This is a genomic window from Ensifer sp., from assembly GCF_035999185.1.
In the GTDB taxonomy this organism is placed as follows: Bacteria; Pseudomonadota; Alphaproteobacteria; order Rhizobiales; family Rhizobiaceae; genus Ensifer.
In genome coordinates this window covers 1-24,602 of the sequence record NZ_DASYHB010000085.1, presented here as the reverse complement: position 1 = coordinate 24,602, position 24,602 = coordinate 1, and the positions used below count along the sequence as shown (strand labels likewise).

At 61.9% G+C, this 24,602-nt stretch carries 25 protein-coding genes; 2 read left to right on the top strand and 23 right to left on the bottom strand.

What is annotated here, in order from left to right; all coding sequences use genetic code 11:
- Positions 1–55: 55 nt before the first annotated feature.
- Positions 56–2,080, bottom strand: coding sequence for a GumC family protein (locus VGO04_RS08360; RefSeq protein WP_327495482.1), 2,025 nt, complete (start codon positions 2,078–2,080; stop codon positions 56–58).
- Positions 2,081–2,347: 267 nt separating this feature from the next.
- Here VGO04_RS08360 and VGO04_RS08355 point away from each other — a divergent pair, with 267 nt between their 5' ends.
- A complete protein-coding gene (locus VGO04_RS08355) occupies positions 2,348–3,613 on the top strand; it encodes a lipopolysaccharide biosynthesis protein (RefSeq protein WP_327495481.1) in 1,266 nt (421 codons plus the stop codon).
- 14 nt (positions 3,614–3,627) lie between these two features.
- On the opposite strand, the gene VGO04_RS08350 is transcribed toward VGO04_RS08355, so the two are convergent.
- From VGO04_RS08350 to VGO04_RS08340, 3 genes are read right to left on the bottom strand one after another with little or no spacing between them, the layout of a single operon-like run.
- Positions 3,628–4,521, bottom strand: a complete 894-nt coding sequence (locus VGO04_RS08350; RefSeq protein ID WP_327495480.1) for a DUF6492 family protein — start codon at positions 4,519–4,521, stop codon at positions 3,628–3,630.
- Positions 4,518–5,333 (bottom strand): WecB/TagA/CpsF family glycosyltransferase, encoded by an 816-nt coding sequence (locus tag VGO04_RS08345; RefSeq protein ID WP_327495479.1) that lies wholly within the window; start codon positions 5,331–5,333, stop codon positions 4,518–4,520. The genes VGO04_RS08350 and VGO04_RS08345 overlap by 4 nt, the downstream gene beginning before the upstream one ends.
- On the bottom strand, positions 5,330–6,580 hold the full coding sequence (locus VGO04_RS08340; protein ID WP_327495478.1) for a glycosyltransferase family 4 protein: 1,251 nt from the start codon (positions 6,578–6,580) through the stop codon (positions 5,330–5,332). The genes VGO04_RS08345 and VGO04_RS08340 overlap by 4 nt, the downstream gene beginning before the upstream one ends.
- A 140-nt stretch (positions 6,581–6,720) precedes the next feature.
- Here VGO04_RS08340 and VGO04_RS08335 point away from each other — a divergent pair, with 140 nt between their 5' ends.
- A complete protein-coding gene (locus tag VGO04_RS08335; RefSeq protein WP_327495477.1) occupies positions 6,721–7,710 on the top strand; it encodes a glycosyltransferase family 2 protein in 990 nt (329 codons plus the stop codon).
- A 56-nt stretch (positions 7,711–7,766) separates the two neighbouring features.
- Here VGO04_RS08335 and VGO04_RS08330 read toward each other — a convergent pair whose 3' ends face one another.
- The 19 genes from VGO04_RS08330 to VGO04_RS08240 form a co-directional block, all read right to left on the bottom strand.
- The gene (locus tag VGO04_RS08330) at positions 7,767–8,333 is read right to left on the bottom strand and encodes a hypothetical protein (RefSeq protein ID WP_327495476.1); all 567 of its coding nucleotides are present in this window, start codon (positions 8,331–8,333) and stop codon (positions 7,767–7,769) included.
- Entirely contained in the window at positions 8,333–8,701 is a 369-nt protein-coding gene (locus tag VGO04_RS08325; protein ID WP_327495475.1) for a hypothetical protein, read from the bottom strand. Before VGO04_RS08325 ends, VGO04_RS08330 begins: the two co-directional genes overlap by 1 nt.
- Before the next feature lie 14 nt (positions 8,702–8,715).
- Positions 8,716–9,270 (bottom strand): rod-binding protein, encoded by a 555-nt coding sequence (locus VGO04_RS08320; protein WP_327495474.1) that lies wholly within the window; start codon positions 9,268–9,270, stop codon positions 8,716–8,718.
- Between the two features lie 112 nt (positions 9,271–9,382).
- Positions 9,383–9,796: a hypothetical protein gene (locus VGO04_RS08315; RefSeq protein ID WP_327495473.1), complete on the bottom strand. Its 414-nt coding sequence runs from the start codon at positions 9,794–9,796 to the stop codon at positions 9,383–9,385.
- Between the two features lie 4 nt (positions 9,797–9,800).
- On the bottom strand, positions 9,801–10,553 hold the full coding sequence (fliR, locus tag VGO04_RS08310; RefSeq protein WP_327495472.1) for a flagellar biosynthetic protein FliR: 753 nt from the start codon (positions 10,551–10,553) through the stop codon (positions 9,801–9,803).
- The gene (flhA, locus tag VGO04_RS08305; RefSeq protein WP_327495471.1) at positions 10,550–12,637 is read right to left on the bottom strand and encodes a flagellar biosynthesis protein FlhA; all 2,088 of its coding nucleotides are present in this window, start codon (positions 12,635–12,637) and stop codon (positions 10,550–10,552) included. Before flhA ends, fliR begins: the two co-directional genes overlap by 4 nt.
- Positions 12,638–12,769: 132 nt before the next feature.
- Positions 12,770–13,036: a flagellar biosynthesis protein FliQ gene (fliQ, locus tag VGO04_RS08300; protein ID WP_043624946.1), complete on the bottom strand. Its 267-nt coding sequence runs from the start codon at positions 13,034–13,036 to the stop codon at positions 12,770–12,772.
- A 7-nt stretch (positions 13,037–13,043) separates the two neighbouring features.
- Positions 13,044–13,454, bottom strand: a complete 411-nt coding sequence (gene flgD / locus VGO04_RS08295) for a flagellar hook assembly protein FlgD (RefSeq protein WP_327495470.1) — start codon at positions 13,452–13,454, stop codon at positions 13,044–13,046.
- Entirely contained in the window at positions 13,445–13,894 is a 450-nt protein-coding gene (flbT, locus tag VGO04_RS08290) for a flagellar biosynthesis repressor FlbT (protein WP_327495468.1), read from the bottom strand. The genes flgD and flbT overlap by 10 nt, the downstream gene beginning before the upstream one ends.
- Complete coding sequence (gene flaF, locus VGO04_RS08285; protein WP_034800744.1) at positions 13,891–14,238, bottom strand: flagellar biosynthesis regulator FlaF; 348 nt, start codon at positions 14,236–14,238, stop codon at positions 13,891–13,893. Before flaF ends, flbT begins: the two co-directional genes overlap by 4 nt.
- 34 nt (positions 14,239–14,272) lie before the next feature.
- Positions 14,273–15,325 carry a flagellar hook-associated family protein gene (locus tag VGO04_RS08280; protein ID WP_327495467.1) on the bottom strand — a complete coding sequence of 351 codons (1,053 nt, stop codon included), beginning with the start codon at positions 15,323–15,325 and terminating at the stop codon, positions 14,273–14,275.
- Between the two features lie 2 nt (positions 15,326–15,327).
- A complete protein-coding gene (flgK, locus tag VGO04_RS08275; protein WP_327495466.1) occupies positions 15,328–16,785 on the bottom strand; it encodes a flagellar hook-associated protein FlgK in 1,458 nt (485 codons plus the stop codon).
- Between the two features lie 23 nt (positions 16,786–16,808).
- Positions 16,809–18,020: a flagellar hook protein FlgE gene (locus VGO04_RS08270; RefSeq protein ID WP_327495465.1), complete on the bottom strand. Its 1,212-nt coding sequence runs from the start codon at positions 18,018–18,020 to the stop codon at positions 16,809–16,811.
- 91 nt (positions 18,021–18,111) lie between these two features.
- Positions 18,112–18,783 (bottom strand): transcriptional activator Rem, encoded by a 672-nt coding sequence (gene rem / locus VGO04_RS08265; RefSeq protein WP_327495464.1) that lies wholly within the window; start codon positions 18,781–18,783, stop codon positions 18,112–18,114.
- A 269-nt stretch (positions 18,784–19,052) separates the two neighbouring features.
- The gene (locus VGO04_RS08260; protein ID WP_327495463.1) at positions 19,053–19,625 is read right to left on the bottom strand and encodes a lytic transglycosylase domain-containing protein; all 573 of its coding nucleotides are present in this window, start codon (positions 19,623–19,625) and stop codon (positions 19,053–19,055) included.
- Positions 19,561–21,006 (bottom strand): flagellar hook-length control protein FliK, encoded by a 1,446-nt coding sequence (locus VGO04_RS08255; RefSeq protein ID WP_327495462.1) that lies wholly within the window; start codon positions 21,004–21,006, stop codon positions 19,561–19,563. The genes VGO04_RS08260 and VGO04_RS08255 overlap by 65 nt, the downstream gene beginning before the upstream one ends.
- Positions 21,003–22,304, bottom strand: a complete 1,302-nt coding sequence (gene motC, locus VGO04_RS08250) for a chemotaxis protein MotC (protein WP_327495461.1) — start codon at positions 22,302–22,304, stop codon at positions 21,003–21,005. Before motC ends, VGO04_RS08255 begins: the two co-directional genes overlap by 4 nt.
- A gap of 5 nt (positions 22,305–22,309) precedes the next feature.
- The gene (locus VGO04_RS08245; RefSeq protein ID WP_327495460.1) at positions 22,310–23,587 is read right to left on the bottom strand and encodes a MotB family protein; all 1,278 of its coding nucleotides are present in this window, start codon (positions 23,585–23,587) and stop codon (positions 22,310–22,312) included.
- Positions 23,584–24,237 (bottom strand): hypothetical protein, encoded by a 654-nt coding sequence (locus VGO04_RS08240; protein ID WP_327495459.1) that lies wholly within the window; start codon positions 24,235–24,237, stop codon positions 23,584–23,586. Before VGO04_RS08240 ends, VGO04_RS08245 begins: the two co-directional genes overlap by 4 nt.
- Positions 24,238–24,602 lie beyond the last annotated feature (365 nt).

Sequence of the window (24,602 nt, the reverse complement as noted above, 5' to 3'; positions counted from 1 at the left end):
GTCCCTTGTATATCCGTTGTGGGGCCGCGCGCGCTCTCACCTGGCACGCGGCGCTTCAGCGACGTGCGAGCTTCTGCCGCGAATAGTCCTCGACGCGGGATCTGAGCAGGCGGAGGTCTTCCTGCACCTTGGCGATGCCGGTGTCATTGCCCGCTTCTCCCAGCGTTTCCGGTAGCCGGAACGAGGGGTCCGCCAACTCGCGGCGGCGCGCGGCCGCGTAGGCAGCAGTCAGCGACTGGGCATGATGCGCGGCCGGGCTGAAGGGCGGCGGCAGATCGGACTTGCCGACGATCGTTTCGGTCTGTGGAGACTTTTCTTGCGTCGGCTCGGGGTCGCCATCCGGCTCAGGTGGTTCCGGATCCTGATCGCGCTCCGCTTTTTTACCTGCGGCGAACAAGCCATTCAGGCTGCGGTAAATGCCGAGCAGGACACCGAGACCGAAACCGGCGAAGAAGCCGGCCAACGTGGTGGCGACGACGATGATCTTGCGCGACGGTCCTTTTGCCTGCAGCGCAGGTTCAGCCTGCGAAATCACCCGGATATTCTTGGCGCTCAGCTTTTCTTCTTCGCGGGTCTCGCCGGCGCGCTTCAGGAAAGACTCGTAGATTGCACGGGTCGCAGCCGCCTGGCGCTGCAATTCGCGCAGCTCGACAAACTCCGCCGAGGAATCGATCTGCCGGGCTTTCTGGACGGCAAGCTGCTGCACAAGATCCTGCTCGGTGCGTTGCGCGCGATCAAGCTCGGTGCCGGAAGCAGCCGCGATGCGACGCAGCTCGTTGGCAATTTCGCCGCGCGAGGCCTCAAGTGCCTGCTGGGCCGCAATGCGTTGCGGGTGGCGCGGTCCGAGGCTCGCGTCGAGCGCGCTCAGTTGCGCCTTGGTCGCGGCAAACTGCTTGCGCAGCTCGGTCAGCGCCATCGAGCTGATTTCCTCGGGATACGCGCCGGTCAGGACGTCGTTCAACTGCACCTTGCCTGACGCTTCAGCCTTGGCCTTCGCCTCGGCGATGCGGTTGCGTGCCGCCGCCACCTGATCACTGAGGCTCAAGAGCTGCTTGTCGGCAATCAGCTCGCCGCCGGCACCGACGATGTCGTTGCTCGCCTTGTAATCTTCAACGGCCTTCTCGGCTGCGTCGAGTTCGGCCTTCAGCTCCTTGATCCGGGCGTCGAGCGCCACGGTCGTCTTCTGGAAGAAGCCGGATTGGGCCGCGGTCTCTTCTCCGAGGAAAGTCTCAACCAGCCGATTGGCGATCAGCGCCGACTTTTCCGCAGATCGCGTTTGCACCTCGACGGTGACAACGAAGGTCTTCGGGTCGCGCCATACATGGATGGCCTCGGTCAGTTTCTTCAGCACGCGGGCGGAGGCATCGCCGCTGGCGGATTTCCCTGCAAATTCCGCGTCGTTTTGCAGATCGAGATCGGCCGCCACCTTCTCCATGACGGTGCGGGAGCGCAGCACTTCGAGCTGGCTGTCGACGAGGGCAAGGATGCCTTCGGTTGCCAGCGACTGTTTCGAGAGGTCGGAATCCGTGAGCCGCACCTCGCGTGGGTCGACATAGAGCTTGCTTTCGGAAACGAAGATACTGGGCGTCGACAACGCCAATAGTACGCCGCCGACGGCTCCGAGCACCGTGGTTGCGATGATGATCTTGCGAAGCTGCCAGACGGACCGCAGCACGGTCTTGATGTCGATGAGCGGGCGATCGCCCCCACCCGCGCCGGCACTTTCGGCCGACGCCATCGCGGCGCCCGGCTGGCCATCCGCCAGCCATCGCGCGAGCCTGTCGCCGACACCGCCCAATCCATAACGCGACGGCTTGCCAGTACCCGACGGCTTGACGGTCGCTGCGCCTGTTGTCGTCGTCTTCTTTGTGGGTGCAGACTGCGCGGCGCCAGGCTTCACGCCCTGCCGTGCGGACGCGCCCTCGGTTTCCGACAAGCGATTGAGCAGCGAAGCGCCTTCGCCCAGGGATCCGGCAACACGCGATTTTTGCGCGCGCGCCGAAGCGCGCGTGTCCTCGGCTGCGAAATCGAGCAACGATGCACGCGGAACCGGGCGTTTCTCGTCGTCGATGTTGAACATGACTTATCCCGCGGCTGCCTGGACGGCGAATTCCGAATAGTGAAGCCAACCTAAGGAAACATGGCAAACAAAAGGTTAATTTTAGGGAGAACTCAGGTGCAAACCGGGCAATCTCACGCCTTATTAAGCTTTCCCGCCTATGAGGGAAAAGAGCAGAGCGGTTCCGGCGCAAGGCATAGCATGTCTTGCGCTCGGAACTGAGCACAAACAAGGAGATAGAGCGCTTCGACCGGCGTCGACGGGTAGCGCGCTATTGGAACGTCAGCCGTGCCTAACCGCGTCAAAGTGCTTTATCTGCGCCACAGGGCGCTGATCCACGCCTATCTCTCCATGACCGGGGGCTCGGCAGGGCGGCTTGTGCTCTCGCTCGTCTATTTTATCGCCGTCGCCAACACGCTGACGATCGCGGATTTCGGACTGTTCGCAACCGCGTCTGCCGCCGGCATCATGATCTCGCGGTTTCTCGCCTTCGGTTTCATGTCGCCGCTCTACCGGGTCGCAACCGTAAAACCGCTGCTGGTCGGCACCTATACGATGGGCTTCCTTGTCGGTGCGGGGCTCTCCCTGCCGCTGATCGTCGTCATCTGCGCAGCCACCTTCATTGCCCTTTTTTCCCGCGACATGACGGTCAGTACCTTTTCCGCGCTGATGCTGGCCGAAATCGTCTGCTGGCGCGGGTTGGAAACCGCGGTCATCGTGCTGAACGGCCTTGGCCGCTTTGGACGCGGGGCGCTGCTCGTGGTGATCGGAACGGCGATCCGCACCGCCGCGGCTTTGTTTTTCGCCCTCTTGTCTTTGAAGTCGCTCGAGGCCTGGTCCCACCTCTACCTCATCGCCAACGCGCTTGGCCTCATCGTGGCGATCGCGTGGTTCTATCCGCGGGTCCGGCTGCGCTGGCAGCCTCGGCTCTACTTCCGGCGCTGGGCGGATTCCATCTCTGTCGCCGGAGCCGAGGTGCTCTTCTACATCCAGTCCGAGTTCGACAAGATCGCAGTGCTGGCCATCGGCGGGCCGGCCGTCTCCGGGCTCTACGCCATCCTGATGCGGCTCGCGGACCTGACCGCGCTTCCCGTACGGTCGTTTAACACGTTGCTCGTCCAGCGCATCATGCGTACGCCCGAGGCAATTGCCCGCTGGCGCGTGCGGCTGTCGATCGAACTTTTGGTCGCGCTTGCATCGCTTGCCGGCATGGTTGCCATGGCCACTTATCTCTGGCTCTTCCCTGGCGGGCTCGGGCACAATGTCTCGGCAGCCGCCCCGATCGTCGCGATGATCCTTCTCGTTCCCTCGTTCCGCAACCTGATCGAGTACCATTCCGAGCTGCTCTACGCGACCGGCCGGACAGTGCGGCGCATGCTCAATCTCTTGATTGCGGGAGTGGTCAAGGTGGCGCTGCTGGTGACGTTGTTGCGCACGACGACCGATGTCGCCGAATGGGCGCCATCGCTCAACGCGATCTTCCTGGTGCTCTACGTTCTCTCTTTCGCGCTGACTTACACGGCCCTCAGGAAACCGGCGACACGCGTCATCTGACCCGCCCTGCGATGTCAGGCCGCGAGCTCGAGTACCGCCCGGCGGATGTCATCGAGATCGTGGCCGACGAAGGACTGAACGCCGATGCCGATCTGGTGCGGCGCCATGTCCTTGAGGAAATCCCTGAGGCCGGAGAGATCCTGCCGGTAGCTGTCCTCGAACCAGAGGACATGACAGAGTGCTGCATCGCTGGGGATATGCCCCTCCCCACCCAACACTTCATCGACGAAGCGGCCATAGATCGTGCATTCGGAGAACGCACGCGTGCGGGTGATTGCCCGCGCCCAGTTGCGTCCGTGCAGGGCCTCGATATGGTCGAGCAGCTTGCGGCAGGTATCCGCGCGCCAGGCGATCAAGGTGTTGATGTAATCGTTGGCCGGCAGGCGATAGGGACCTATGCCGAGAAGGCGATCGGAATGGGCGAGCCATTCGAGATGGTTGGAACGCATCTCAGCATCGATCGCGCCATCCTTGCGGTAAAGCGTCAGGCGATCCTCTTGCCAGAGGCTCGCCGGATCGAAAGCGCGCAGGAAGACGACGTCGGAATCGACGGCAAACATCGCGGCTTCGTCGATGTGGCGCGCCAATGCCAGGCGACGAAGCTGCTGCGCATGCCAGCCGCGCAAGGGCAGACCGAAAGGGCTCAGCCACAGCTTTCGGCGGCCGGCCGATAGCGGGTCGGTCACGGGGTGCAGCCACCAGGGCAAGAGATCGCGCTCGCTGATCACCTGGCGCCGCGTTCCCTCCAGCTGCCGGAAGAGCGCCACGTCAAAGTCTGCGACCAGCAGATAGTGCCGCCAATCGCCGAGGAGCTTGCGGTCCATGCTCTCACACATGAGCCGGCAGCGCTCGAAATCATTCGCATAGGACGCGGTGACAACCGCCGTGCGCTTGGTCTGACCGTTCACGATGTTCCCGTTCGAAGGCTGGTGTCGGCAACGGTATCCCGCGCGCGTCCCGACAGCTTGTGCCAGAGGACGTGACACAGGAAAAGCGGGTTTCCGAGTATATAGCGGCGCCACATGCGTCGCGGCTCGACCGCCAGGCGGAAGAACCATTCCAGGCGCAACCGCCGCAGAAATTTCGGCGCCCTTGGAAACGCCTCGGCAACGAAATCAAAGAGCGCACCGACGGTAACAACCAACCGCGCGTCCTGAGGGTGCACATTGGCGTCCACCCATTTTTCCTGACCGGGGCTGCCCATCGCGACGAACAGGACATCGACCTTCAGCGCGCGAACCTTATCGAGGATCTCCCGCGAGCGCTCGCGGTCGAAGAAACCATCGGAAACCGGCAAGAACTCGTGCCATGGCGTGTGCTTGCGGAAGTTCTCGGCGGCGCGCTCAAGGACCTCCGGGCGGGCGCCGATCATCGCGACCCGCAGCGGTCTGTCGACGAAGGTCAGAAACGCCGGCACAAAGTCGGTGCCGTTCAGGTTGGCCGGAAACATGCTGCCGTGGAACACATAGGAGGCGATGTCTATCCCGTGTCCATCTGGCAGGACGATCTGCCGGCTCAAGACGTCGCGATAGTCGCCATCCTTCATCATCAGATTGGCGTTGTTGGCATTGAGGAACGACAGCAATGTTTGCCCGCCCGGCCGCGCCAATGCCTCGACCATGAAGGCGAAAGCATCTGCCCAGTCAAAGTCGGCCACGGGCAAGCCGAGGATCAGCCGCTGGGGAATTGCGGCATTCGAACCGGCGGCGGTCTTGCTCACGACCGCCGTCCTTCATGCACCTTCAGTTCCGGCGGCACGGACGGACTTTCGGCAGCGACTGATGGCCCAAGGCTCGCGAGCACATTGCGCATGACCCGCATGAGCCGGACCTTCTGGGCGCGGTGAAAAGCCGATCCGTCGAGCCGCTGGCGATCGCCGGCGCGGGCCTTGGTGGCCTTTTCCACGAGCAATCGGGCAAATTCGGCCGGATCGTCGGACGCGGCGCAGTTGCCCGGCACCTGTTCGATACCGCGCAGCGATGCCTGCGTCGCCACGCATGGCATGCCGAGTTCGAAGGTCTCGATGCTCTTCAGCTGCACTCCGGTGCCGCCGCGGCTGATAAGCGGGATGACGGCGCTTTCGGTGACAAAGGTGCGGGCGTCCGGCACCCGCCCGACGAAACGAACTCCAGGGTGGGAAACGACGGGCACGCCGTCCATCTGGCCGGCGACAGCGATCGACATGTCCTCCGGCAGATGCGGCACGACTTCGGCAAGGAACCAATCTAGCCCAAGCCTGTTCGGGCGCCAGCTCCAGGTCCCGATCAAACCCAGATCCTGCTTGAGTTCGTGGGCATCGTCAGCCGCAGCCGGCGGCGCGTCCCAACTCGTCACCAGAGGCAGGACGAAGGCGCGGTCGCTGACAGCGCGACCAAAGCCGAAACGGTCCGCTTCAGCAAAGGTCCAGACGGCGACCGCGTTCTGCGCGAGTTGCTGTTCGTACCGCTCAAGGTACTGTGCCTCGCGCCGAAAGAGGAAACGCTCGAAGGTGCCGCTCGCCCGCTCGGCATTCTCGAAGGCGGAATCCGCCTCGACGTTGTGCGCGACGTAGATCGACGGATAGGGCCGGAAAACCTGCGCGAAGGCGGCCGGCAACTGCACGGAATTGAGCACCAGGCCGTCAAAAGGCGCAAGTCCGTCGAGGATTGCCTGGATCCGGCTCGCCGATACGGTGAGCATTTTTCCCGACGAAACCGATGTCCGGTTGAGGAAGGCATTAGCAAGCCATTTCAGCTTCTGAAGGGTGCCGACCTTGGCGTTGGTCACTTCGAGTTCACCGAGCAGGTGCACCTCGCAATCGGACGCCTGCGTACGACCCGGCTGCAGGAAACCGATAACGCTGACCCGGTGACCGAGCGCGCGCAAGCCGTCGAGCACAGCCCGGTTTGCGATGTCGAAACCGGACGCCGGATTGGCGGCGGGAACGAGCGATGAGACCAGGACCAGATGCATTTTACCACGCGTCATGAATGGAGTTGGGCCTTTCATTAGCAGAATGAGGTGAAAGAGCACTTAAAGCCCTCTTTCAAAATTCGCCCTCTGGGTTCAGCATCTGTTTAGGAAAATTTGTTGTATTGCCTGGCAATTTTGCTTTTACGGGTTTCGCCATGACGTCGACCGGCCAGGACATTTCTGTCTACTTCCGAACCGAACTCGAAGAAGCGGGCGACATCGAACTCGTCGTCGTGCTGCCGACGTTTCGTCGGCCCGAACATGTCGTCAAGACGCTGAAAACCATTGTGTCCCAAAGGCCTGACCTCTCCTTCGCGACAGTCGTCGTCGAAAACGATGCCGAGGGCCAGGCAGGCGCTGCGGCAGCCAAGGATTTTTTTCTCGGCCACCCGTCGGACTCCATCATCATCGTCGCCCATCGACGCGGAAATTGCCACGCCTACAATGCCGGCTGGTCCACGGCGCTCGAAACCTACCCGAACCTCAAAGCCATCGCGATCATCGATGACGACGAAGTGGCAGCGCCGGAATGGCTCGATTGCCTCATCGCGGCACAGGAGACGACGGGGGCGGACATGGTCGGCGGACCGCAGCTGCCGGTCTTCGAGGGCGACGGCGGGCAGAAATGGAAGCGTCACCCGGTCTTCACGCCTCACTATGACGCGACCGGACCCGTGCCCATCCTCTATTCCTCCGGCAATGTGCTCGTGACGCGAAGGGTGCTGGACGCTATGCCGCGACCATTTCTCGATCCGGCATTCAATTTCATCGGCGGCGGCGATGCCGATTTCTACAGCCGCTGCAAGGCTGAGGGCTTCTGCTTCGGCTGGGCGGTGGATGCCTGGGTTGCGGAAACGGTGCCGGCCCGTCGCACCAGCGCGTCCTGGATCCGGGCGCGCAGTCTAAGGAACGGTGCGATCTCGACGATGCTTGAACATCGGCGCGACCCGACGTTCGGCGGGCGGCTTAGAACCTTCGGCAAATCTCTGGCGCTGCTTGGTGCGTCCATCCCGCGCGGCATCGAACTGTGGAGCAAGAGCGGGCTGGCTGCGGCGGGGCTCTACCACTTCTATGTGGCAATCGGCCGACTGATGGCGGAGTTCGGGCTCGTCAACGAACAATACCGCAACCCTGAAAAAAACTGACGGCCGACGGTTCTCGCAAAAGAGTGCGTCGATAACAACGCCCGGAGCCGTTTGCCTTAGTGGGCGCTGCTCGCCTTCACGGATCCTTCCGGCAGCTTGTCATTGGCGACATTGCCGTTTTTGTCGACGATCGGGACCGGCTTCTGACGCGGCACGTTCTGACTGTTGGCGACGCGCTTGACATCGTCCTTGGTCAAGTACTCCAGCTGCTCGACCAGCACTTCGGTAATCACGTCTTCGCCCAGCTTCTTGTTGAGGCCGTCTTTCAGCGTGACCTTGAAGGTCGGCAGATCGAAAGTGCCGGTGTCGGCGACATCGATGAGCTTCGAACCGACGAGCAGATCGTAGAGTTCATCGGTGACCATCTGGCGCAACGGTGCACGCAGGTTGTTGATCCCCTCCTTGGTCGCGGAGAAGGAGAGCTTGGTGAGGAAGTAGCCTTGAACGGCGCCTTCCCTGATCACCGGAATGGTGATCATCTCACCTGGAACATATTGCTCCGATGCGCGCCTGGCCGCCTCGCCGTCCGAGACGGCTGGCGCCGAGGCGCTTTGCATCGAAAAATAGACCGATCCGAGCGTGACCGCGCAAACCCAGACCCCGGTGAACACGAGCTTCAGCATCAGAAATCGCTATAGCGGAACTGCGCCTCGGAGTAGATGCCGTCCGCATCGGCATCCTGCGCTGCCGTTTTCAGGAGATCGACGACGGCGCGAACCGCGTCGAGATGCGCCTCGACCTTCTGCGAATTGATCGCGAGCTTGTCGCGCAGGTGAAGGGCCTGCGAGGAGAACGCAGGCGAAGTCTCGCCCGGCTGCATGTCGCGATGCAGCATCGTCAGTTCGTAGAGGCAACGGCTCTTGTGCGCGTTCGACGTCTTGATGTCGAATTCCTCATCGACGCCGATGCGGCTGTTCTCGTTGTCGAGGATCATTTCCAGCCGGCCGAGCACGTTCTGGATCCGCACGTCATTGGATGCCACAGCTTCCATGATTCAACTCCCAATTAGGCTTGTTTGTTCTTGTCGTCGTCGGTTGAAAAGCCGGTGAGCGTCTTGCGCTCGTATTCCTGCACGAGGCTTGCGGCGAGGTTTCTGCTATTGCCGTCGAGCGAGGCCTGGACCCGATCCGGGGCATTGTCGCCCACCAGCTGTTCGGCAATGCCGATACCGCCGCTCTTGGAAATGACGTCGCCGATCTGCTCGGCCATCATGCTTTTCCAGATGTCGCCCGCCGTGCCCTTGCCGAAGACGTTTTCGCTCTCGGCCGGCAGCATGGACTTCACGAAGTTCTGCAGAACCATCGCCTCGAACTTGCGGTAGGTTTCCGGAATCTTCTTCTGTTCGACCCGGTTGTTGATGTCGCCGAGCCCGGTGGATCCCGCGGGGGACAAATTGAGCACGTTGACGGCAGCGGCGAAACCGTTGCCGTTCTCCGCAAGGCTCGTCGCCTTGAACGCGGCACGGTTGGCCTTCAGCCGCGCCTGCGCCTCTTGCACCTCGGTGGGGTCCGCGGCACGCACGACATCCATCACCAGATCGCTGGGCGGAGAGATGGCCATGAGGAATCCTCTCAAAATCGAGCCTGGGTCGCAGCATCTGCGGCAACACCCATGCTCGGGCAACAGTCGGGCTCGGTCCCGCTCCATCATCGGAGCAAACCGGAATGCCCTACTATCGCCCGTCAACCTTACCGGAAGCTGGCGCGTTTCCCGTAACGTGTTGATCGATCAGGTCGTAGATGGCGTTATCGGCCTCTTCGCGGTCCTCGGACTGCCGCGCCTCGGTCATGTTTTCCTCAAGGCGATCGGCCTTTGCGCGCTCTCTGAGCATTCTGGCTTCATGCGTCTGCTGGATGCCGAGCAACATCTGGTCCTTCTGGACGAGACGCCCGACCTGGGAGGAGTAGTGGCCGGAGAACATGCGATGCATCGGATGGGCCGAGCCCATGGCATCGACGACCACGTCGATCGTCTCGGCGAGCACCTCGCGCTGGCGCACCATCTCGACGAAATCGGCCTCCGCCATCTGTTCGAGGTGGCGCTGGACAGCCACCAGGCGCTTGAGCTTCTGCGAGCGCGTCTTCATGCACCTATCCTCCCTGCATGACCAGCGCGAAGCCATCGCCGAAGAGGCGCAGCATCGCGGCGATGCCAAGGTAGAGCAGGAACAAGCCACCCATGATCAGGTAGGGCTGCGAGATGAAGTAGACCGGAATTTGCGGCGCCAGCTTGTTCACCATGCCGATCGCGACGTTGAAAAGCAGGCCATAGATGACGAAGGGGCTCGCCAGCCGCAACATGATCATGAATGTCTGCGCAAGCGAATCCGTGAGCGTGATCAGCACGCCCTGAGGGTCGAAGGCGGTGCCGATCGGCATGGCCCGATAGGACTGGACGATGGCTTCGAACATCACGTGATGGAAGTCGAGCATGAACAGCACCATCAGCCCTGTGAAGCTGATCATGCTCGTCAGCTGGTTTTCGGGCGTATCTTCGATCACGTCCGACCCCGGCGGCGAGCTGAAACCCATCAGCATGGTGATGGCCGTGCCGGCAAACTGCAGCCCGAGCACGTAATAGCGGGCGACAAGGCCCATGACCACGCCGACGGCCGTCTCGGCAGCAATCAGATAGATGTAGGTATGTCCCTTGCCGGTCACCTGCGGGTAGATGTCCGTCCACATGATCGGCAGGATCGCCATGGAAATCGCCACGGCGATGAACAGGCGCACCTGCATGGGTATACGCCCACTCGAGAACCCGGGCATGATCATGATGCAGCCGCCGATCCGGCAAAAGGCCGCAAACAACGCCAGCACCGTGCCCTCCGGGTCGGTGATCATGAAATGGAGCCGATGATCTTGATCTCGAGGCCCTTGGCAAGCTCGACATGCGAGAGCACGGGCAAAGTGGCAAAAAGGCGTTCGATGATCATGCGCACATAAGAACGAGATTCGGGCGAACTTACCAGTACGAAGGGCATGCCGCGATCGAGATGTTCACGGATAACTTTCGTCGCCTGCTCGCTGAACTCTTCAAGATGCCGCGGGTCGATGTCGAATTCGACGATTTCACCCTTGGCGTCGCGCTTCAGCGCCTGGTGGAAGACCATGTCCCATTTGTTGCCCAGGCGGAGAACGCGCAGGATGCCGTTGTCGGCAAGATCGCCGCAGAGCTGCTGCGACATGCGCACGCGCACGTGCTCGACGATCTGCTCGGTCTTGCGCACATGCGGCGCGAGCTCGGCGACCGCTTCGAGGATCAGATGCAGATTGCGGATCGAAACGCGCTCGGCAAGCAACAGCTTCAGCACGGCCTGCAAGCCGGAATAGGACATGTGGGAGGTGCAGATTTCGTCGGCGAGCTTGCGGTACTCCGGATCGAGCCGTTCGATCAGCACCTTCACGTCCTTGTAGGACAGCAGATGCGGCAGGTTGTTGCGGATGACTTCGCTTAGGTGCGTCAGCACCACCGAGACGTTGTCGATCGGGTGGAAGCCCTCGCGCTTCAGGTCCTCGGTGAAGGTTTCCAGGATAGACACCGCCGGCATGCCGAAGGCGGGTTCGCGGATCTCGTCGCCCGGAACGCTCGGGCGGCGACCGCCGCCGGTGACCACGAGAACTTCGCCGACGCGCACCGTGTTGGACGCGATCGTCGTGCCGTGGATGCGGATATGGTAGGCCTTGTCCGGGATGCTGATATCGTCGGAGACCTTGATTTCCGGGATGACGAGACCGTACTGGCCGGCAAACTTGCGGCGCATCTTGCCGACCCGGAAGCCAAGCTCCTGATGGGCGCCGAGCAGGCGGGTCGAGACCTGCTTGCCGAGAAGAAGTTCGATCTCGGCGGTCTTCAGCACCGACTTGACCGAGTCCGCCTCGCCCTCCTTGGTCTGCTGGACCTTGGCCGCTTCCTCGGCACGGCGGGCGGCATTGGCGGCCTCGATCTGGCGCGGAACGACCCAGCTCAGGAATGCCATGCCGCCGCCGAGAACGGCGAAGGGCAGGAACGGTAGGCCAGGAACGAGAGCAAGCAGGATGATCAGGCCGGAGGCAACCATCAGTGCCTTCGGATAGCCGCCGAGCTGGCCGACAACGGCCTGGTCAGTCGAACCCGAGGTACCACCGCGCGACACGAGCAGGCCTGCAGCGAGCGAAACGATCAGCGCCGGGATCTGCGAGACGAGACCGTCGCCGACCGACAGCTTGACGAAGACGTCAGCCGCTTCGCCAATCGGCATGCCATGGCGGAGATAGCCGATGATGATGCCGCCGAAGATGTTGATGGCGGTGATGATCAGGCCGGCGATCGCATCGCCGCGCACGAACTTCGAGGCACCGTCCATCGAACCGTAGAAGGAGCTTTCCTCCTCGAGTTCGCGCCGGCGGCGCTGCGCTTCCTTTTCGTCGATCAGACCTGCCGACAGATCGGCGTCGATCGACATCTGCTTGCCGGGGATCGCATCGAGGGTGAAGCGCGCGCCGACTTCGGCGATACGCGTCGCACCCTTGGTGATAACGATGAAGTTTACGGTGATCAGGATCAGGAAGACGATCAGACCGATGACGAAGTCGCCGGACATGACGAGGCTGGCAAAGCCGGAGATGACGCCGCCGGCGGCGCCATGGCCCTCATGTCCGTGCGAGAGAATGACGCGGGTGGTGGCGATGTTCAGCGCCAGGCGCACCATGGTCGAGATCAGAAGGATCGTCGGGAAGGACGAGAACTCGAGCGGGCGCTGGATCCACAGCGACACCATCAGGATCAGCACCGAAAAGGCGATCGAGAAAGCCAGTCCCAAGTCGATCAGGAACGGCGGGATCGGCAGGAAGAGGATCGACAGGATCGCCACGATCCCGAGCGCGAAGCCGACGTCCCGGCCCTTCGGTGCCACTTTCGGGATAATCAGCGCTGCTTGTTGTGCCATGTCTCTTCCGTCTCATCATGAGAACAAGGCAGCATTCACACGCGCTGCCCCACTATAGAGACGGGAATAGCGCGCCAAGCTTGCGCGAGGGTTTCATGGCGCTTCCGCACGTTTGAGTGGCGGGCGGAGGATTCAGAACCCGGACTGGATGCGCGAGAAAATGATGTCGGTAAAGATGGAGATCTGGGCGCCGATGAAGGGCGCGGACACGGCAACCGTGATCATGACGGCAAGAATCTTCGGAACGAAGGTGAGCGTCATTTCCTGAACCTGGGTCAGCGCCTGGATAAAGGCGATGACGACGCCGACGATCATCGCGGCGAGAACGGCGGGGCCCGAGGCCACGATCACGGTCCAGATCGCGGCCTGTACGATATCGAGGGCATCCGCCTCATTCATGGATGTGTCACTTCACCTTGACGCCCGGGCCGATAACCAGCTCCTTGCCGTTATCCAGCACCGCAATGATTCCGTCGGAGTATAGTTTCACTTCCTTAACCACGCCAGTGGTCTTGCCGTCCTCGCTCGTGACGGTCCGTCCGATGACCGCGTCGGCTTCGCTGAGCGACGTGCGCTGCAGCAGGCTCTCGAGGTTCTTGTTCGTCTTGATCGTCTGTTCCACCTGCGAGAAGGTTGCAAGCTGGGCGATCTGCTGGGTCGCATCCATCGGCTGCGTCGGATCCTGGTTCTTCATCTGGGCGACGAGCAGCTTCAGGAAGCTCTCGTAGTTCAGCGACGCCTTGGCGGCATCACCGCCCGAATCCTGGCCCGAAACGATCGGGGTGTAGCTGTTGTTGCTGACGCCACTTACCGCCATGGTGCGATCTCCCTGCGAATCTGTTCGACCGTTGCCGGCGTGATTTCCTGCGTGTTGAGAATACGGTCTTCGATCGCGTAGAGCCCGCGGATCGCCTTCAGCGCCTCAAAGGCGCGCCCGTTGGTCACGAGACCGTCGACGCGCTTCAGTTCGGCCAGAATCTCTTCGTTCTTGAAGCAGTTGAGCAGCATGACGATCGACTTGCGGAACATGGCGGTCGACTGTTCCGCGCCTTCCGGGTTGATGAGGATCATCTGCGCGATGAAATAGAGCTGCTTCAGCGGCGTCGTTGCATCTTCCGGCTGAAGCACGTGGTTCTCGAGAAGGAACGTCACGTCATTCAGGAATTCGACCGCAACCTTGCGATCGACGCGCAGCACCGCGCCGTTAACAAAAATCCGTTCGCCCGATTTCAGCGAAATACGCAGTGTGCTCTTCATTTCAGTCCATCCCTGATGATGGTGGTAATGTCAATTATGCCCTGGAAGTTGGAGGATTCGCGTTTGCGGATCTTCTCCGTCTCGTTGAGTATCCAGATGGCGATCGAAATCAGATTGGCGCGCAGCTCTTCGTTGAGCTGGTTTTCCGGGGCGCGCAGATCTTCGATGAAGCGGATCCACAGGCGCCTGGTAAAGTAGATGGCCTCGATGGCCTCTCTTGAATACCCTTTCTGCTGTTTCGCTGCTTCCATGAGCGCGATCGAGCGATCGAGTACCTGCCGTTCTCGATTCTTGGAGTCGGCAACGCCGTCCTCCATGATCTCGGCATAGGAAAACTGGTACATTCAGACATCCTTCATGTTTGTCCGGCTCCCCATCTTAGAGGAAATTGAGCAAGCTCATCTGCTGTAGTCGCGACGTTAGTGTATAGGACGTTTCCAGCTGCACCTTCAGCGTGTTGATCCGGGTCGATGTCTCGATCGGATCGATGCCCTCGAGGTCGGCGATATGCGTGTTGACGAGCTTGAGTTGCGCGTCGATCGAGGTGCTTGCCTTCTTCACCCGCGACTCGGAGATGCCGAGCGAGCTGCGTTCGGCGTTCAGGCCGGCAATGCCCTGCTCCGCGTATTGGAGCGCCTCGACGCCGATGGCCGCGCGTACCTCCGGGCTCACATTCTTGTCCATCAATTCTGCCGAGATCACGCTTGCCAGCGCAAACATTCGAAAGCCCTTGGCATTGGCGTTGGTCGAGCTCTCGATGACTTCGCTGGCGCTGATCCGGCTCGTCATGTTCTGGTTGGAGGCATCCGACCAGTTGGCGTCCCAGCCCGCGCCGGTGAACATCGGCTCCGCCGTGTTCTTGATGAAGTCCTGGATCTGGGCGACGGTAATCTGGCTGTCGTCCGTGATGCCGTTGGCCGTCTTGAACGTGGCAAACGCGTTGTCGAAAGCGGTCTTTGCGGCAGACGGCGGCGTTGTGCTGTAATCGGCGATCGGCTTGGCGTCGGTGTTGATGCCCGAAAACAGGAACTCGCCGTTGAAGGACGTGTTGGCGGCTGCGGTAAAGGTCTGCAGCGCGCCCATGATCTCGGTCTTCTGGATCTTGAGTTGGCTCGCCGCGTCGTTGCCCTTGTAGGTGACCAGCGTGTCGCGCACTTTCTCGGCGGCCTTCGCCATCGTCTCCAGTGCGCCCTGCGAGCCGGAGAGGCGCTGCGTCACGACGGAGTTGGTGCTCTTCATCGAGTTCAGCCGATCCATCTCCCGCTGGAGATTGAGCGAGCGCGAGGCGGTGGCGCCAAGCGCCAGACCGACATCGTAGTGACGGCCCGTCGTCTGCTCCTGGGTCGCCTTCAACAGGTCCGACTGATTCTGCTGAATCGTCAGCCGCATGGCGCTCTGGATCGCCAGATTAGAAACGTAGGACGTCTTCATGATTACCTCACAGCTTCCATCAGGGCCGCCATCATGGCGTCCACGGTGCTCACCAGCTTGGCCGATGCCTTGTAGGATTGTTCGAGATCGAGCAGCAGCGACAGCTCTTCATCGATGCTGACGCCCGTCTGCTTGCTCAGCGCTTCCTGGGTGCGCGACAGCATCGCCTGCTTGTTGTCGTCGGCGGTCGATGCGGTTTTTCGGGTCTGTTCGAGCCAACCCACCGATCCGGTCGCGAAGTTCAGGAGGCTGCTGGTACCGTCGAGACCCGTTGACGGGTCGAACGACATGTTCTCACCCATCTTGTTGATGAAACCGTCGAGCAGGCCGGTGTAGCCTGGGCTCGGATTTGCAGCACCGCCCGGGTTCGACACAACGCCGTTGAAGCCGCCGTCACGCAAGAGAAGCGGGTTGGCTTTGGCCAGCGCATTGACGGTGATCTTCGAGGCCAGTCCCGGAACGACGGTTCCAGCCGCCGGCATGCCGGCGCCGCCCCAGGTAAAGAGGCCCGGTTGATAGGGTATCGCCGGCGTGCCGCTGGGGTTGCCTTCCTTGAAGAGCTCGACCAGGCCGCGGGCGATCTCGTCCAGTTGCGACTGGAACTTGGGCCCGATGTCGTCGCGCAACTGCACGAGGCTTGCGAGCTTGCCCTTCGCCGTCGTGTCGGCGCCGCTACCTGCCGCGATCGGCACGCCATCGACGAAGATCTTGTTGCCGGTGACGGTCGCGTCATAGGTCGTGGTCGGCGCGAACGTGACCTGGCGCGGAATGTTCTCGAACAGCACCGTGCCATCGGTGGTGAAGATCACCGTATCGTTGTTGCCGCGCGTCACGGTGGAGATGCCGATGATCTCCGACACCTGCTTGAGGATCTTGTCGCGCTGATCGAGCGCGTCGTTGGCGTCCGCACCCGTGGCCGTCGCCGATTTGACGGCATTGTTGGCGCGCTCGAAATCCGCCAGAAGGCTGTTTAGTTTATCGACCTCAAGCGCGATCTCCTTGTCGGCATCCTCGCGCATGTTCTGCACGGTCGCGGAAGTCTTGTTGAGCGAGTCTGCAAGGTCCTGCGCATCGGTTACCGCGGTGGCAGCAATTGTCTTGTTGCCCGGCGTCGAGGCGAATGTCTGCAGGCTGTTGCGGAAATCGGACAGGAGCTTCGACGGCGCGGTCTCGTAGTTGTTGCCACCAAGCGCGGATTTCAGAAGCTCCAGGCCATCACGAAGCCGCGACTGGCCCGAGGCTTCGCCGATGCTGGCGATGCTCTGCTTGAGAAGCGCCTCATTCTGTGCCCGGTAAATCGATACGACCTGCGCACCGTTGCCGGTGCTGCCCAAAAGGGCAAGGCGACGCGAATAATCCGCATTGCCCGCATTCGCGATGTTCTTCGACACGATCGCGGTCTGCTGCGCCGTGTTGCTGAAGGCCTGCTGTGCGATGGATATTGCGGAGGACAGCGACATGACGCGGACCGTATCTCTTTCAATTACCGTTTCAGGTTGACGAGCACGTCAAGCAGGTCCGAGGCGGTCTGGAACACCTTGGAGTTTGCCGTGTAGTTGCGCTGCGCCTCGATCATCGACGTGAGCTCGTTTGCGATATCGACGTTGGAGTTTTCGAGTGCCTTGGACTGGATGTTGCCGAAAGCGCCGGAGCCCGCAAAACCGGTGACGATAACGCCCGAATCTGCACCCTGCGAGTAGACGTTGCCGGACTGCGGCTGCAGCTTGTCCGGGCTCTGCACGGTCGCAAGCGCGATACGGAACTTGGGGATGAGGTTGCCGTCGCCATACTTGACGTAAACGACGCCTTCCTTGTCGATCTCGAAGCCCGACATCTTGCTCGGCTTGCTGCCGTCGATGCCGCCGCCGGTGCTGCTGAAGTCGCCGCCGAGCTGCGTGGTCTTGGTGGTGTCGATCGTGATCGCGCCAAGATTGGCGCCGGTGCCGGGCAGGTTGTTGATGGCCGTCGTCGTGAGTGTCGCGGGGACGGCGCCAATGCGCTTGCCGGCCGCGTCGAACGTCATGGTCTGGGTGCCGACCGTCGTGCCCGACGTACGGTCGACGACGTTCAGGCCCCAAGCATTCGGACCTGTCTTCGTGTAGGTGAAATCGAGGATACGGGTGTTGCCCTGACTGTCATAAACGACCATCGAGGTTTTCGATTGTTCGCCGACAGCCGCGCCGGACGGCAGGTTCGCTTCCATCGTGCCCTTGGTCGAGCCGGCAGCAACCAGGCCCTCGTCCTTGAGCTGGACCGGCACCAGGCCGTCAAAGCCGTTGACGACAACGGTCGGATCGACGCCGGCCTTGTACTCGTAGCCCATCAGCGTGAAGCCGGCGGTGTTGACGAGGTTGCCGTTCTTGTCCGGAACGAAGGAGCCGGCACGCGTCAGGAAATTCTCACCGCCATTGCCCGAAACGATGAAGAAGCCGCCACCGTTGATCGCGAGATCGCTCGCCGACGTCGTGTAGCTGGTGCCGCCCTGCTGGGAGATGCTGTAGCGCACCTGCGTCTCGACGCCACCGGAATTGTAGTTGCCGCCGCCCGAAGGCAGGATCATCGACGAGAACTCAGTGGAGGCGCGCTTGTAGCCCGTGGTGTTGGCGTTCGCGATGTTCTCGGCGACGGTGCCCAGACGGTTGGACTGGGCGTTCATACCGGACACACCCGTTCTCATGCTGCCATAGAGACTCATATCGGATCCTCATTTCCTTGTTACGGCGACACTAGGAAGCGGGCCTTGCGTGAACCTGTCTTGGCTCCCGCCGCGCCCACTCCTACGACGTTCAGTTCCAGTCGATGCAGTAGCCAAGGAAGCGCTTGGAATCGATCGGGTCGAAACCGAGCTTCTTGCGCAGTTTCTTGCGCAGCTTGCTGATGTGGCTCTCGACGACGTTCTCTTCGACGTCCTCGTCGAAGATCCCGTAGATCGCGTTGAAGATCTGCGACTTGGAAACGCGGCGGCCGCGGTTTGCGACCAAATATTCGAGAATGCGCCGTTCGCGGCGCGGCAGCGCGAAGACTTCACCGTTGATCTCGGGATCACGACCGTCTGCGAAGACGCGGATCGGACCGATGTCGGTGTAGTTGTTGATGGCCTTGAGACGGCGGCGGATCGCGGCGACCCGGGCGAGGATTTCGCGGGGATGAACAGGCTTGCGCACGACGTCGTCCACGCCGCAATCAAAGAGTGCAAGCGTGTTTTCGAGGGACGGGGTGTCGCTGACGGCAATGACCGGAGCCATCGACCGGTCGCGGATGGCACGTGGCAGCGCCAAAGTCGCTTCGCCCTGACCGATCAGGAAGGCCTCAACGGCATCGATATCCGAATCAGCTGCCGCGTTTACCCACTCGCCGAACTCTCGGGGATCGAAGCCCGTCGAGGGAATACCTTCACGTCCGAAGAGGGACGTGTACCCGTCCTTCACCAGCTCTCTTTCATCAACCACTACGATCATTCGCCCGCCTCCGAATCAGTATGGCTCCGCACTGATTGAGAGGTACGAATCGAGGGATTCATGAACAACTAGAGGAAGTTACTGGGTGGAATTAATAATTGATTAACCATGTTTCGCCGATTTGATCTATATCTAGTGGCACCCAGCCAGAGATCATACTAAAATAATGTGGAAAAGTTAACGGACGACGACAAATCGCTTGCCGCCACATTCTCCGCGCATTGTCGCCACAATGCGGGTTGCAATGTCAAAATACACTCTTTGGTTGCTTACTGGCAAAACTGCGTGGCGTTCGGCGTCCACTTGCCGTAGCCCGTCGCGACGAGGTTCGCGATCACGCGGCAGACATATTTTTTCTGCGCCGGGTCGTTGTTCGGGCCTGCGTGATAGCGGGCGACCGCCATCGTCCAGGTCTCGTGCCTGGCGTGAAGATTGGCCAGGAAGCGCGCTGCGTATTCGACATTCTTCTGCGGGTCAAGCATCTCTTGAGGCGAACTGAAATGCTCGCCATGGAAGTAATAGTTGATCTGCATGCAGCCGAGATCGATAAGCTTGGCGCCCTGTGCACGCGCGTTGCCGAACTGGGTCAAAACGTCCTGCTCGCTCGAGCCGAAATAGGCCTTTCCCTCGATGTTCATGGCGTAGGGTTGGAGCGAGCCCTTGCGGCCGGTTTCGGTCAGTCCGACCGAATAGAGAATGCCTGCCGGAATGTTGTATTTCGCCGCCGCGCTGATGATCTCGCGTTCGCAGACGCCCGCATCAGCGCTGGCGAAAGCACTACATGTAGACGTGACCAGTGCGAGCGCGCTCAGTGCCGGCAGCCGCGTCTTCCGTCCCGCCATTGCCAACCCACCTTTCCGCCGCCGAAGCCTGGCCGTCATCCTGTCGCTGCTGTCGTCCCTGACCGTTGCCATCGGCGCGCTCACGCCCCTGCTGCCCAGGCTGTGCCTGGGCCTGCTGCTGCGAGCCACCGCCAGAAGCCGAGTCACCGCCCGAATTGAACACGATGTTCACCTGGTCGACGGCAAAGCCCTGCGCGCGCAGCGCCTTGATCATTTCGTTCTGGTCGTCGCTCAATTGCCGGAAGGCCTCGCCGGTCTCGACCTTCAGCTCGACCTGCAGTTCGTCATCTTTCAGCCGCAGCGTCGCGGTGACCAGACCGAGCTCGATCGGGTGAAGCTGGATCTTCAACGTGTTGAGTGTCTTGCCGGCTTGCGTCCAGGCGCCGGGCTGGGCGAGCGCAGCACTCGGCTGCAGGGACTGGGCACCTGCCTCACCCGCAATCGCGTCGGCGACGGCGCTGGTGTTCGGATTCATCGAGATACCCAGATAACGTCGGGCTTCGAGCACGGTAACGTTTTCAGCCTTGGCGGAGGCGTGCGAACGCGCGGCATCGAACGCCGCGTCGCCATCCTTCGACAGGCTCATGGAGACAGCCTGCCCCTTGCCATCGGCGCGAGCGAAGCGGAAGAGGCGATCCTGATCGCCTTCAGTCGCCGCAGCTTCGCCGTTCGCGCCCAGTTCCCCGGCCGCACCAGCCACGCCAGCCGGTGCATCAAGGCCCTGGCCATTGGCGAGGTGGCGGCTGGAAGCGGATGCTCCACCCGGTGCAGTTGCCTGCGCCTGGACGCCACCAAGCAAGGTGAGCAGATCGTCCATCTCGGATTTGGGCGCGGCGTCCGCACCGTCGCTGCCATTGGCGGCATCCAGCTCGCCTTCGATGGCGGCCTGACCGGATGACTGCGCCTTGGCGAGGCTCTGCGAAAGCGCTGCAATGCGTTCGGCAAGCTCTTCCCCACCGACCGCAAGGGCGTTGTCGTTCTGGCCCGCGCCGAGCGTCGCATCGGCCTTGCTCTGGGCCAGGCGCCGTGCGTGGATCTCTCGTTCGATGGTGGGGAGTTGACCATTGGCAGCATGCTCGCCGAACGATGGGTCGGCCTGGCTGATTGCGACGGCGCGCTGCGCTGCCCCGTGGGCCTTGCGCGCCATGGTCTTGGCAATATTGTCTTTGTCGATCAAGGTCCCTGCTCCCGCGTCGCCTTCGGCAGCGTCTCCGTTGCCTGCGCCAGGCTGGTCGTTCGCCTTTTGCCGGCCGGCGTTGGCCACGGCGTCCTCGAAGGCACCAGCAGGCGCGCCGGCCTGCTCCTTGCCGCCAGGTCGCCCGTTGCCCTTGCCAACGGGAGCCGGGGGCAAACCGCGCAGGGTATCGTCAAGAGCCCTCATTTCCCTTCTCCCTTCAGCAGAGCGTCGATCTCTTCGATCTTCGATCGCCCCTTCGCCACGAAGCCGTCATGCGTTGGATCCCCGGTCTCCTGCGGAGCGGAGACCGCTGCACTCTCGGCCACAACCGTCGGGGCCTGTGCGCTACCGAACGGGCTCATACCGCTGCCTGTGTCCTCACTCGCGGCAGAGGCATCCACTTCGACCGGTTTATCGGGTTTAGAGACGAACGCTTGCGTGAGGCTTTCACCGCTAGGTGGCCGCACCACGGCGTCTGCAATCGCCTTTGCAGCATCGCGCAATGCGCGGTCTCGCGGCGAAAGTTCCGCGTCCGTTATCGCTGCCAGGCTCGCTGTCGCCGCAAACACGTCGCTCGAAGGGACAGAAGCGAGACCTGCATAGAAATTGGCAAGGACCTTCGGTTGGGTTGCCCCGTCCGCGCCGAGCGCCTCGGCCCGCTCCGAGGCGAGCTTGGCAAGCGCCTGCTTGCCGGCAATCGCCGCACGGCGCGCAACTCGAAGGTAGACTTCGCGCTGGCGCGGTGCGTCCATGAAGTCGAGGACTTCCGAGATCCGCTCCTGGGCCGCGCCGTCGAAATGGGCGACCGCCAGTTCGACGAACACATCAGCAAACTGGCTGGCATAGGGAGAAGTCAGGTAGCGACGGGCATAGGCTAGCGCGTAGTGGAAGCCCTTGTCCGGCGCACCTGCCTGGACGGCCAAGAAGACCGAGCGACGCAGGGCCGCCTCCTCGATGATCGTGCCCGGCGCCGTCAGGCGCGCCCAGTCGTAGTACGTCATCGCCGCAACCGGATCCTGCTGCGAGGTGGCGTTGCCGAGGATCAGATAGACATAGGGCCCGATCCGGGCGTTGCGGTATTCGGGCGCGGCCTTGGACAGGTTTTCGACGATCAGTCCGCCCTTGCCGTTCAGATACTGGCGCAGAGCTTCGGTGAGCCTGGAATCGAAATTGCCGGCCACGTCGTGGTCCGAAAGGTACTTCAGCGTGTCGGGATTGCCGCCGCTCATCGCATAGACGAGCGCTGCATCCACATTGCGCGGATCGCGAAACACGGAAGCGTCGGCTGCACGCAGGCGCTTATCGATCGCCCCAAGCATGAAGCGCTGCATTTCGATCGCGGAGTGGTCCCCGAGCACGACGGAGTCCTGCACATACTGCAGCGACCGGATCATCTTGAAGGGCGCGAGTTCCTCGATGTCATCGGCATTGGCCGTCCCGCTCGCAAACGGGGCCGCCAGCACGCAGCATGTCATGAGGACGGATCGCAGGCGTCTGAGCATAGCGTCTAACCCGGAGCCGATTGCAACAGGATCTCAATGCGACGGTTGCCCGGAGCGTAGGGATCATCGGGGATCTGCAGCCTTCGATCGGCAAAGCCGCTGATCTGGCTGACGCGATCTTCTTTCAGGCCGCCGCGAACCAGCATGTAGTAAGCGCTCTGGGCGCGGGCTGCCGACAGACGCCAGTTGTCATAGGTGCCGTCCTTGAAGGGGCGGCCGTCGGTGTGACCGCGGATCGCGACGGCGCCTTGGCGCGTGGCCAAAAGGTGGCCGATCTTTTCCATCGCAAGCACCAGTTCCTTCTGCGGCACCGCCGAACCGATGCCGAACATCTGCGCATCGGTGCGCTCGCTGATCGTCACCATGAGGCCGCCCTCGGCCGGGGTCACGACAAGCCCCTCGGCCAGCTGACCCGCCTCACCGGCAAGTTGCTTCTTCAGTTCGGCCTGGAGTTCAGCAGCCTGCTTCTCGGCGGTTTGCTTCTCTGCCTCCGCCGCGGCCGCGTCGGTCTTCGGCTTGTCGCCGGCCGCCGTATCCGTTCCCTTGTCAGAACCCTTGTCAGCCCCCTCGTCAGCCGCCTTTTCGGCGGCAGCGGCCGCTTCGGCAGCCTCGCCTTCCGTCTGCGCCTTGAGTGTCGGCGTGGCTCCGGCGGGCTCGCTCGTCTTGGCGGCGAGCGCGACGTCTTGTTCCGTGGTGTTGCCGGCGTCTTTCAACTCGACCTGCTTCGTCCAGAAGTCGGGATCGAACGGGTCGCGATAGGCTTCACCGCCTTCGGCGCCGGTTGCCGGCCCCGACTGGGCCGCGCCGCCTTCACCCTTGACGCTGATATTGGCCTGCTGGCCAACTTCACTGGCGATCTCGGAAAGCACCGAATAGGGGTTCTCGAAGAAGTCGGCGTCGGAATACTTCGTTTCTTCGCCTGACGTCGCCGTCAGCTGGTCACCGGTCTTGGCGGAACCACCGGACTTTTCCTGTTCGCCGTCAACCTTGGAGCGCTGCTGCGTTTCCTCGCCCTGAGCGTCCTTCGCCGGGTCCTTCAAACCGCGCTCGGCCGGCTTCTGGTCGGTCAGCTGCACAGGATTGAAATAGGAGGCAATCGCCGCCTTCGTCTCTTCGTTGGCAGCGTTGATCAGCCACATGACGAGGAAGAAGGCCATCATAGCCGTCATGAAGTCCGCATAGGCGATCTTCCAGGAGCCGCCGTGATGACCGTCGTGACTGCCGCTGTGGCGTTTGACGATGATGATCTCGTGCTTGCCGTTGTGATGGTTTTCGTCGCTCATGCGAGAACTTTCCGAACTGTATCGGCCCAGGCGGCCATGCGCGTCACAAGGATCGTGCCGTCTATCTCGACGGTGAGATCGACGTCGTCGGTTTCGACGTGACGCAGCAACGGCAGGTCTTCTCCCAGTTGGCGCTTCAACGCCTCGAAGAGAGGCCCTGGGCCCTTGACGATGATGGTGCAGCCTTCGCCAGCGGCGAGGCCTTGCTTCAACATGTGCGCCATGTCGGCGACGGCGCGCTGCATGAGCGCTTCCCCCATGACCGGCGCGAGAACACGGGCAGCTTGGTCGCCGAGCGCAACGGCGAGGCTTTCTGTCATAGCACCAAAGTGTTCCGAGAGGCGGATTACGGTTTCCGCCTCGAAGCGCTGCGTCAGCGCTTCGAGTTCGGCGGCATGGGCTGCCTGCAGCTCGGCGATCTGTCTTTCGTGTTCGAAGACGAGCTCGGCGGTGGCTTCAGCCCGTCCGTCGGCGAAGGCTCGGCGGCGCTCCGCATCGATGTCGATTTCCGGCATGGCTGGTCTCGCGCCGAGGCGATCGCCGTCGGCATAATCGGTATCCAGATCAGGGAAGTATTTCGGCGGCATCAGCGACAGCTCAACCTTCGGCGCGCTGAAGTCCTTGAGATAGCGGGAGAGCATGGCACTCATGACCGGCCTCCCGCAGCGGGGCAGCGGCAAAGCGGCGATCTCAATCGGCTCGAGAGACTGCGCCCCCTGGCGCGGACTTCCATTGCTGCTGGCACTGCTGACATGTCTCCCTCAGGTACGACCGTCGGACACGGCGCACCCAGCATTCTTGACGTACATCGGCAAGATCCGGGGTCGGTGTTTCCCGGAGCGATCCGATGCAGGCGGCGGCGCAAAGGTCATTTTGGCCGGCAGTCATCCGACAGGACTGCGAGGGAAGGCTATTCGGTCAAACTTGTGCGAAAATGAATGTGTTGGACCGCGCCAGGGCAAATAGCGCGGTCCAACCGTTTCCACCGGGTGCCGTGACCGACGACGTGGCAGAA

Bases quoted from the DNA above. Each gene is read 5' to 3' on its own strand.
- VGO04_RS08335 (WP_327495477.1), top strand. From the start codon at position 6,721: ATGACGTCGACCGGCCAGGACATTTCTGTCTACTTCCGAACCGAACTC.
- VGO04_RS08340 (WP_327495478.1), bottom strand. From the start codon at position 6,580: ATGACGCGTGGTAAAATGCATCTGGTCCTGGTCTCATCGCTCGTTCCC.
- VGO04_RS08260 (WP_327495463.1), bottom strand. From the start codon at position 19,625: ATGGCGGGACGGAAGACGCGGCTGCCGGCACTGAGCGCGCTCGCACTG.
- VGO04_RS08245 (WP_327495460.1), bottom strand. From the start codon at position 23,587: ATGAGCGACGAAAACCATCACAACGGCAAGCACGAGATCATCATCGTC.
- motC (WP_327495461.1), bottom strand. From the start codon at position 22,304: ATGCTCAGACGCCTGCGATCCGTCCTCATGACATGCTGCGTGCTGGCG.
- rem (WP_327495464.1), bottom strand. From the start codon at position 18,783: ATGATCGTAGTGGTTGATGAAAGAGAGCTGGTGAAGGACGGGTACACG.
- flgK (WP_327495466.1), bottom strand. From the start codon at position 16,785: ATGTCGCTGTCCTCCGCAATATCCATCGCACAGCAGGCCTTCAGCAAC.
- flbT (WP_327495468.1), bottom strand. From the start codon at position 13,894: ATGAAGAGCACACTGCGTATTTCGCTGAAATCGGGCGAACGGATTTTT.
- VGO04_RS08330 (WP_327495476.1), bottom strand. From the start codon at position 8,333: ATGCTGAAGCTCGTGTTCACCGGGGTCTGGGTTTGCGCGGTCACGCTC.
- VGO04_RS08270 (WP_327495465.1), bottom strand. From the start codon at position 18,020: ATGAGTCTCTATGGCAGCATGAGAACGGGTGTGTCCGGTATGAACGCC.
- VGO04_RS08240 (WP_327495459.1), bottom strand. From the start codon at position 24,237: ATGAGTGCCATGCTCTCCCGCTATCTCAAGGACTTCAGCGCGCCGAAG.
- VGO04_RS08320 (WP_327495474.1), bottom strand. From the start codon at position 9,270: ATGGCCATCTCTCCGCCCAGCGATCTGGTGATGGATGTCGTGCGTGCC.
- VGO04_RS08360 (WP_327495482.1), bottom strand. From the start codon at position 2,080: ATGTTCAACATCGACGACGAGAAACGCCCGGTTCCGCGTGCATCGTTG.
- fliQ (WP_043624946.1), bottom strand. From the start codon at position 13,036: ATGAATGAGGCGGATGCCCTCGATATCGTACAGGCCGCGATCTGGACC.
- VGO04_RS08315 (WP_327495473.1), bottom strand. From the start codon at position 9,796: ATGAAGACGCGCTCGCAGAAGCTCAAGCGCCTGGTGGCTGTCCAGCGC.
- fliR (WP_327495472.1), bottom strand. From the start codon at position 10,553: ATGATCACCGACCCGGAGGGCACGGTGCTGGCGTTGTTTGCGGCCTTT.
- flgD (WP_327495470.1), bottom strand. From the start codon at position 13,454: ATGGCGGTAAGTGGCGTCAGCAACAACAGCTACACCCCGATCGTTTCG.
- VGO04_RS08255 (WP_327495462.1), bottom strand. From the start codon at position 21,006: ATGAGGGCTCTTGACGATACCCTGCGCGGTTTGCCCCCGGCTCCCGTT.
- VGO04_RS08325 (WP_327495475.1), bottom strand. From the start codon at position 8,701: ATGGAAGCTGTGGCATCCAATGACGTGCGGATCCAGAACGTGCTCGGC.
- VGO04_RS08280 (WP_327495467.1), bottom strand. From the start codon at position 15,325: ATGAAGACGTCCTACGTTTCTAATCTGGCGATCCAGAGCGCCATGCGG.
- flaF (WP_034800744.1), bottom strand. From the start codon at position 14,238: ATGTACCAGTTTTCCTATGCCGAGATCATGGAGGACGGCGTTGCCGAC.
- flhA (WP_327495471.1), bottom strand. From the start codon at position 12,637: ATGGCACAACAAGCAGCGCTGATTATCCCGAAAGTGGCACCGAAGGGC.